Annotated in this window: 10 protein-coding genes and 1 pseudogene; 3 read left to right on the forward strand and 8 right to left on the reverse strand. The window is 38.2% G+C overall.

Annotated features, from left to right (window positions below; genetic code table 11):
- The first annotated feature begins 2 nt into the window (after positions 1-2).
- Both QW060_RS20295 and aat read left to right on the forward strand, forming a co-directional pair.
- Positions 3-470 (forward strand): DUF3127 domain-containing protein, encoded by a 468-nt coding sequence (locus tag QW060_RS20295; RefSeq protein WP_290361880.1) that lies wholly within the window; start codon positions 3-5, stop codon positions 468-470.
- A 47-nt stretch (positions 471-517) separates the two neighbouring features.
- Positions 518-1,168, forward strand: coding sequence for a leucyl/phenylalanyl-tRNA--protein transferase (gene aat / locus QW060_RS20300; protein ID WP_290361879.1), 651 nt, complete (start codon positions 518-520; stop codon positions 1,166-1,168).
- On the opposite strand, the gene QW060_RS20305 is transcribed toward aat, so the two are convergent.
- Genes QW060_RS20305 through QW060_RS20330 form a run of 6 tightly spaced genes read right to left on the reverse strand, consistent with a single transcriptional unit; the run spans position 1,158 to position 5,258 of the window.
- Entirely contained in the window at positions 1,158-1,868 is a 711-nt protein-coding gene (locus tag QW060_RS20305; protein WP_290361878.1) for a HesA/MoeB/ThiF family protein, read from the reverse strand. The genes aat and QW060_RS20305 overlap by 11 nt on opposite strands.
- An 11-nt stretch (positions 1,869-1,879) precedes the next feature.
- Complete coding sequence (gene thiH, locus QW060_RS20310; protein ID WP_290361877.1) at positions 1,880-2,998, reverse strand: 2-iminoacetate synthase ThiH; 1,119 nt, start codon at positions 2,996-2,998, stop codon at positions 1,880-1,882.
- A gap of 12 nt (positions 2,999-3,010) precedes the next feature.
- A complete protein-coding gene (locus tag QW060_RS20315; protein WP_290361876.1) occupies positions 3,011-3,781 on the reverse strand; it encodes a thiazole synthase in 771 nt (256 codons plus the stop codon).
- Positions 3,768-4,400 (reverse strand): thiamine phosphate synthase, encoded by a 633-nt coding sequence (thiE, locus tag QW060_RS20320; protein ID WP_290361875.1) that lies wholly within the window; start codon positions 4,398-4,400, stop codon positions 3,768-3,770. Before thiE ends, QW060_RS20315 begins: the two co-directional genes overlap by 14 nt.
- Positions 4,393-5,145, reverse strand: coding sequence for a hydroxymethylpyrimidine/phosphomethylpyrimidine kinase (locus QW060_RS20325; protein ID WP_290361874.1), 753 nt, complete (start codon positions 5,143-5,145; stop codon positions 4,393-4,395). The genes thiE and QW060_RS20325 overlap by 8 nt, the downstream gene beginning before the upstream one ends.
- A complete protein-coding gene (locus QW060_RS20330) occupies positions 5,112-5,258 on the reverse strand; it encodes a beta/alpha barrel domain-containing protein (protein WP_290365039.1) in 147 nt (48 codons plus the stop codon). Before QW060_RS20330 ends, QW060_RS20325 begins: the two co-directional genes overlap by 34 nt.
- Here QW060_RS20330 and QW060_RS20335 point away from each other — a divergent pair.
- A complete protein-coding gene (locus QW060_RS20335) occupies positions 5,233-5,373 on the forward strand; it encodes a hypothetical protein (RefSeq protein WP_290365040.1) in 141 nt (46 codons plus the stop codon). The genes QW060_RS20330 and QW060_RS20335 overlap by 26 nt on opposite strands.
- 13 nt (positions 5,374-5,386) lie before the next feature.
- Here QW060_RS20335 and QW060_RS20340 read toward each other — a convergent pair whose 3' ends face one another.
- Both QW060_RS20340 and QW060_RS20345 read right to left on the reverse strand, forming a co-directional pair.
- Positions 5,387-5,554 (reverse strand): hypothetical protein, encoded by a 168-nt coding sequence (locus tag QW060_RS20340; protein ID WP_290365041.1) that lies wholly within the window; start codon positions 5,552-5,554, stop codon positions 5,387-5,389.
- A gap of 140 nt (positions 5,555-5,694) precedes the next feature.
- Positions 5,695-6,279: pseudogene (locus tag QW060_RS20345) on the reverse strand (phosphomethylpyrimidine synthase ThiC); the annotation flags it as partial.

Raw genomic sequence — 6,279 nt, forward strand, 5'->3', positions numbered from 1 at the left:
AGATGGAAGTTACAGGAAAAATCAAAATGATTGGCGAACCACAACAAGTGAGTTCAAGCTTTAGAAAAAGAGAAGTGGTAGTGACAACAGATGAGCAATATCCACAACATATTTTAATTGAGTTTACTCAGGATCGCACCGATTTATTGAATCCCTTTCAAGTTGGGCAACCGGTAAAAATTTCTATCAACTTACGCGGTAGAGAATGGGTAAGTCCACAAGGTGAAACCAGATATTTCAACACTATTCAAGGGTGGAGAATCGAAAATCTTGTACAGCAATCTATGGGCGGAGATCCTTATCAGCAACAAGGTTATAATCAGGCACCTCCACAAGGATATCAGCAGGCACCACAGCAGGGTTATGGTCAAAATAATCCACAACAAGGCGGAGGTTTTAATCAAAATAACAATTCATTTCCTCCGGCACCAAATTTTAACGAAGAAGAACCGGACGATTTACCGTTCTAAAATATTTTATACCTTTATCCTGATGCAAAAAACATCAGGATTTTTTTATGCAATTACTTTCTCATCTATTAGAATTTCCGGCTCCGGAAACGACACATGCTTCAGGTATTATAGCTATTGGCGGCGATTTGTCTGAAAAAAGACTATTACTGGCTTATGAAAACGGTATCTTTCCCTGGTTTGAAGACGGAGAGCCCATTACATGGTGGTGTCCTGAATGGCGTATGGTGTTGCTTTTAGATACTTATAAACCTTCTAAAAGTCTGCGTAATATACTGAACAGAAATAAGTTTACAGTTACGTTCAATACTGCTTTCAAGGAGGTAATCACCCATTGCCAGCAAGCAAAAAGAGAAGGACAGCAAGGCACGTGGATAACAGATGATATGATGAATGCTTATACCACACTTCATGAATCCGGAAAGTCAACTTCTGTAGAAGTATGGCTAGAAGACGAGTTGGTCGGCGGGTTGTATGGTGTGGACTTGGGACGTATTTTTTGTGGAGAGAGCATGTTTTCTAAAGTGTCCAATGCTTCCAAAATAGCACTTCATTTTTTAGTCGGCTATCTGAAAGAACATAATTATTTATTACTGGATGGACAGGTTTATAACGAACATCTCGACAATCTGGGTTTTATTGAAATTCACAGAGATGATTTTCTAAAAATTCTTCATGTTGCGAATTCTAAAAATTAATTTTATGAAATTGCCAGTTCATGACATCAAGTATCAATAACTGATTACTCAAAACAGGTAAGCCTGTACAAAGTTTTATTGCCTCATTTGCCATTATGGTTCCTACGATTCCAGGCAATGTACTCAATACGCCATTTTGATCACAGTTGGGAACGTCCTCAGGATTAGGAGGTGTTGGAAATATATCCCGTAGATTTTTTGACCCTTTATGATTAAAGACACTTATCTGTCCTTCAAACTTTAAAATGCTGCCATAAACCAAAGGTTTATTTAATCGCACACAGGTATCATTTACCAAATACCGGGTAGCAAAATTGTCACTCGCATCAATGATGATGTCAAATGTCTGTATTACTCTGTCAGCATTATCGTCAGTGAGCCGATCATTAAAAAGCAGGCATTGCAGTTCTGTATTTTTTTCGGTCAGATAATTATAAGCAATATGTGTTTTCAGTTTATTGACATCCTTTTCTTTATACAATATCTGACGCGGAAGATTGTGAAGGGCTATTGCATCAAAATCAATAATACCAATAGTTCCTACACCGGATGACACGAGATATTCCAATATAGGGCAACCCAGTCCACCTGCACCGATTACCAGTATTTTTGCTCTTTTTAGACCTATTTGTCCCTCTATTCCGATCTCAGGAAGTATAATTTGTCGATTGTATTTTAAAATTTCTTTAGGTGTAAGCATTTTTCACTGTATTACGAATTCATGTATATTCTGTCCCAGTCTTTCCAAACCGGCTCATATCCATTGTCAGAAATAATCTTTGCTATTTCCAAAGCAGAACGTTCATCACTTGTTTCAAACTGTTCCAGTGATTCCTTATCTACAACATATCCTCCCGGATTGGTTTTAGAACCTGCGCTCATTGATGTAATTCCATATGGAATGATATGGTTTCTGAATTTTTCGTTTTCACGGGTCGACAGGGATATTTCCAGATCTGCATTCCACAAACGATAGGCACAGATAAGCTGAAGTAAATCGCGGTCTTGCATGATAAAATTTGGTTCTATGATACCTTCAGCCGGACGTAGTCTGGGAAAAGACACGGAATATTTGCTCTGCCAGTATTTTTTTTGAAGATAGTCAATATGCAAAGCATTAAAAAAACTATCGGTACGCCAGTCTTCTAAACCAAGTAAAACACCCAATCCTATTTTATGAATCCCCGCTTTTCCGATACGATCAGGTGTTTCCAAACGGTATTCAAAATTGGATTTTTTACCTTTAGGATGGTATTTTTTATAAATTTCCCGATGGTAGGTTTCCTGATATACCAATACAGAATAAACTCCGGCCTCATGCAGCTTTTCATATTCCTCTTGCTGTAAAGGCTGTACTTCTACAGATATATTGGAAAACCATTTTCTTACTAATGCTATCGCTTTAAGGAAATAAGAAATATTTACGGTATAATTGGCTTCTCCGGAGACCAGTAATACATGTTGAAATCCAGATTTTCTGATGGCTACTGCCTCTATAGTAATTTCATTATCGGTTAATGTTTTTCTTTTTATTTTATTACCAAGACTAAACCCGCAATAGGTACAAATATTCTGACATTCATTACTCAGATACATAGGAGCATACATCTGTACTGTTTTTCCGAAGCGCTGCTGGGTAAGCCTGTTACTTTCCATCATCATTTCTTCTAAAAGAATTGCGGCATTCGGAGCAATAAAATGTAAAAAATCATCAATAGTTTTCTTTTTCTTTTTTAGAGAGATACGTACATCATCTACTGTGGTGCTGTATATTTTTTTCCGAATATCGTCCCAATCAAAATGCTTGAATATATCATGAAATGTTTCCATATTTATTTTGTATTATTCCTCCAAAAAGGCTGATAATGGACTTGAAGGTATGGCATGTTGATACTGCATTCCCATTCGGGCTTCATACGCTTTTCTTCCGCTTTCTACAGCCTGTTTAAAGGCTTCTGCCATCAGTACCGGATCTCCGGCTACAGCAATAGCAGTGTTTACCAAAACCGCATCTGCTCCTATCTCCATTGCTTTTGCAGCATCTGACGGAGCTCCTATACCTGCATCAATGATAACAGGCACCTTACTTTGTTCAATAATAATCTCCAGAAAATCGAATGTTTTTAGTCCTTTATTGCTCCCTATCGGAGAGCCCAAAGGCATTACAGCTGCTGTTCCCACATTTTCCAATCGTTTGCAAAGAACGGGATCTGCGTGGATATAGGGCAAAACAATAAACCCTTGTTTAGCCAAAGTTTCAGTAGCTCTGAGCGTTTCAACAGGATCCGGCAACAGATATCTAGGATCGGGGTGAATTTCCAGTTTAAGCCAGTTGGTTTCCATTGCCTCCCGTGCCAACTGAGCCGCAAATACAGCTTCTTTAGCATTTCTGGCTCCCGAGGTGTTGGGCAAAAGATCCATTTTAGAACGATTGATGTGTTGTAATAAAGAGTTGGTTTCTGTTTCTAAATCGATTCTTTTCAATGCTATTGTAACTAATTCAGTTCCAGAAGCCAGTAACGCTTTTTCCATTTGCTGAGGAGAGCCAAATTTTCCGGTTCCTAAAAACAAACGGGAAGTAAAGTTTTTTTCTGCAATTTTAAGCGAATTCATATAGTGTTTTGTTGAGTTGTGTGATAAGTTCCTTAGGTATGTTTTCTTCCGTCAGTAAGCCTGAAACCGCAATACCATATATCCCGGTTTGTTTTATCAGCCTTATATCTTCAGCTTTTATTCCTCCTATAGCATATACAGGTATTGTACAGTAAAGGGATTTGAGTGTATGCATTATTTCCCGGTATCCTTTAAGACCGATTATGGGACTCAGCTTTTCTTTGGTGGCAGTAAAAGCATAAGGTCCTAACCCGATGTAATCACATTTTTCTTCTATTCTCTGTAATACCTGCTGCAGGGTGTTCGCTGTGCCTCCTATTATTTTTTTATTTCCCAATAGTAACCTGGCTTCTTTAATACCACTGTCTGTCAATCCTAAATGCACTCCATCCGCATCAAGATGAGCGGCAAGTTCAACATTATCATTTATGATAAAGGTTGCCTGATAACTTTCACATTTTCTTTTGACCTGTTCTCCAAGTGCTAACAAAGTTTTTTCTTCTGCATTTTTGAATCTCAGCTGGATCCATTTACCACCATTATCCAATATCCGCATCATATTATTCAACTGTTCTTCAGCCGTTTTCCCCTGTGAGATGTATTGTAATTTGCTATACATGATGATATCCTAATAAGGAGCTATTTGACGTTAAAAAATTTTCCACATAGTTTTTTGCTTTTCTACAAGAGGCTACTAATTCATCTCCCAAAGCCAGATGCGAAACGATAGACGCTGCCAGTACACAGCCGCTGCCATGTTTTTCTACCGGATCATGAATAGCTGGTTTTAAAACAATTTCCTGTTGACTTGTATATAAAAAATCTGTTCCCTTTTGTTTAGGATGATGCCCTCCTTTCAAAAGTAACGGGCATTTCTGAGATAAAAAGGCTATTTTTTCTTCGTATGTATGTTTATTGCTCAGGGCGTCCAGTTCGTTATAATTAGGTGTTATGAGATCTGTTTTTTCCAGAATTCTCTCTAAAAACTGTACATTATCAGATGTAACAAAGTTGAATCCTGTTGAAGATCTGAGTACGGGATCCCAAACAATTTTCACACTTTCTGATGTGCTTCTTACCGTATTGAGTACTTTTTGCAAGTATTCTAAAGAGGGAACAATTCCTATTTTCATGGCTTTAATTTCATAGACTTCAAATAAGTTGGTTAAAGATCGCAATACAAAATCCATGTCTGCCCAATGCATTTCAAGGAATGACTGCTCTGTTTGCAAAGTATCGGCTGTATTTACTGACAGACCGTATACTTTATGCTGCTCGAAGGTTTTAATATCGGCGAGTATTCCTGCTCCCCCACTCGGATCCATTCCTGCTAATGTGAGTACAAACGGGCGATTTTCTGACACTTTTTGAATTCTTTTATAGGGTTATTATTTTGCCATACAGCACCTAAAAGTGCAACATCATCAAAACCGGCTCTGTAAACCTCAAGGATGTTGAAGAGATTGATTCCTCCCAAAGCAACCAGTTTTTTTTGGAAACAGGTCGTTTATCTATCTGTTCAAATAAATTTAAAGATGGGCAATATCCCGGTTTTTGAAATGCTTGGAAATACAGGACTTAAAAATGCATAGGAAAAGGCAGTATTCAATACATTGAAAGTCTGGATATCATGAACTGCAGTAGAGTAAACACTGTTACGGATGAACAATTATTCTTTTTCCGGTTATTTTCAGAAAATGAAAACGGCCAATTCCAAATGAAATCTCCTAATTCATGATGCGAATGCAAAGCAATCTGATCTGTATAAACCATTGAAATTTTTATCGAGTAACTGTCTCATTTCATCATTCGTATAATCCGGCTATCTCACATGCAAAACATCCATACCTTCTTCAAACAAGGCGTGAATAAGTTTAGCTTCATCACCACCGGATAAGGATTTGTGATTATTTTCAATACGAATAGATTTCTTTTCCAATAGCAATAAACTCCTGAGATTTTTCGGTCATCCCTTTTTCAGCCGCTGCAACCTCTCTTATCTCCTGCGATATTTTCATGAGCAGAATTTCGGACCACACATTGAACAAAATGCGCCACTTTGGCTCCGTCTGCCGTTAAGGTTTCGTCATGAAATTCTCTCGCTGTATCCGGATCGAGTGCTAAAATTGAACTGATCTTCCCAACGAAATTCAAAACGTGCTTTACTCAAGCAATTATCTCTGTATTGTGCCCCAGGATGTCCTTTTGCTAAAATCAGCAGCATGGGCTGCAATTTATACGTAATAACTCCGTCTTTTACATCTTTTTTATTAGGAAGTCCGAGGTGCTCTTTTGGCGTCACATAACACAACATTGCTGTTCCGTACCACCCAATCATAGCAGCTCCGATAGCAGAGGTAATATGGTCGTACCCCGGAGCAATATCCGTTGTTAAGGTCCAAGTGTGTAAAATGGTGCTTCTGCACAGTGTTCCAATTGCTTTTCCATATTCTCTTTTATCATATGCATGGGCACATGACCAGGTCCTTCAATGATGG

The sequence above is a fragment of the Paenimyroides ceti genome (assembly GCF_030409925.1).

What these genes read in the sequence shown, in the direction of transcription:
- aat (WP_290361879.1), top strand. Translation starts at nt 518, where the DNA reads ATGCAATTACTTTCTCATCTATTAGAATTTCCGGCTCCGGAAACGACA.
- QW060_RS20340 (WP_290365041.1), bottom strand. Translation starts at nt 5,554, where the DNA reads ATGGTTTATACAGATCAGATTGCTTTGCATTCGCATCATGAATTAGGA.
- QW060_RS20315 (WP_290361876.1), bottom strand. Translation starts at nt 3,781, where the DNA reads ATGAATTCGCTTAAAATTGCAGAAAAAAACTTTACTTCCCGTTTGTTT.
- QW060_RS20295 (WP_290361880.1), top strand. Translation starts at nt 3, where the DNA reads ATGGAAGTTACAGGAAAAATCAAAATGATTGGCGAACCACAACAAGTG.
- thiH (WP_290361877.1), bottom strand. Translation starts at nt 2,998, where the DNA reads ATGGAAACATTTCATGATATATTCAAGCATTTTGATTGGGACGATATT.
- QW060_RS20335 (WP_290365040.1), top strand. Translation starts at nt 5,233, where the DNA reads ATGTTGAAGAGATTGATTCCTCCCAAAGCAACCAGTTTTTTTTGGAAA.
- thiE (WP_290361875.1), bottom strand. Translation starts at nt 4,400, where the DNA reads ATGTATAGCAAATTACAATACATCTCACAGGGGAAAACGGCTGAAGAA.
- QW060_RS20305 (WP_290361878.1), bottom strand. Translation starts at nt 1,868, where the DNA reads ATGCTTACACCTAAAGAAATTTTAAAATACAATCGACAAATTATACTT.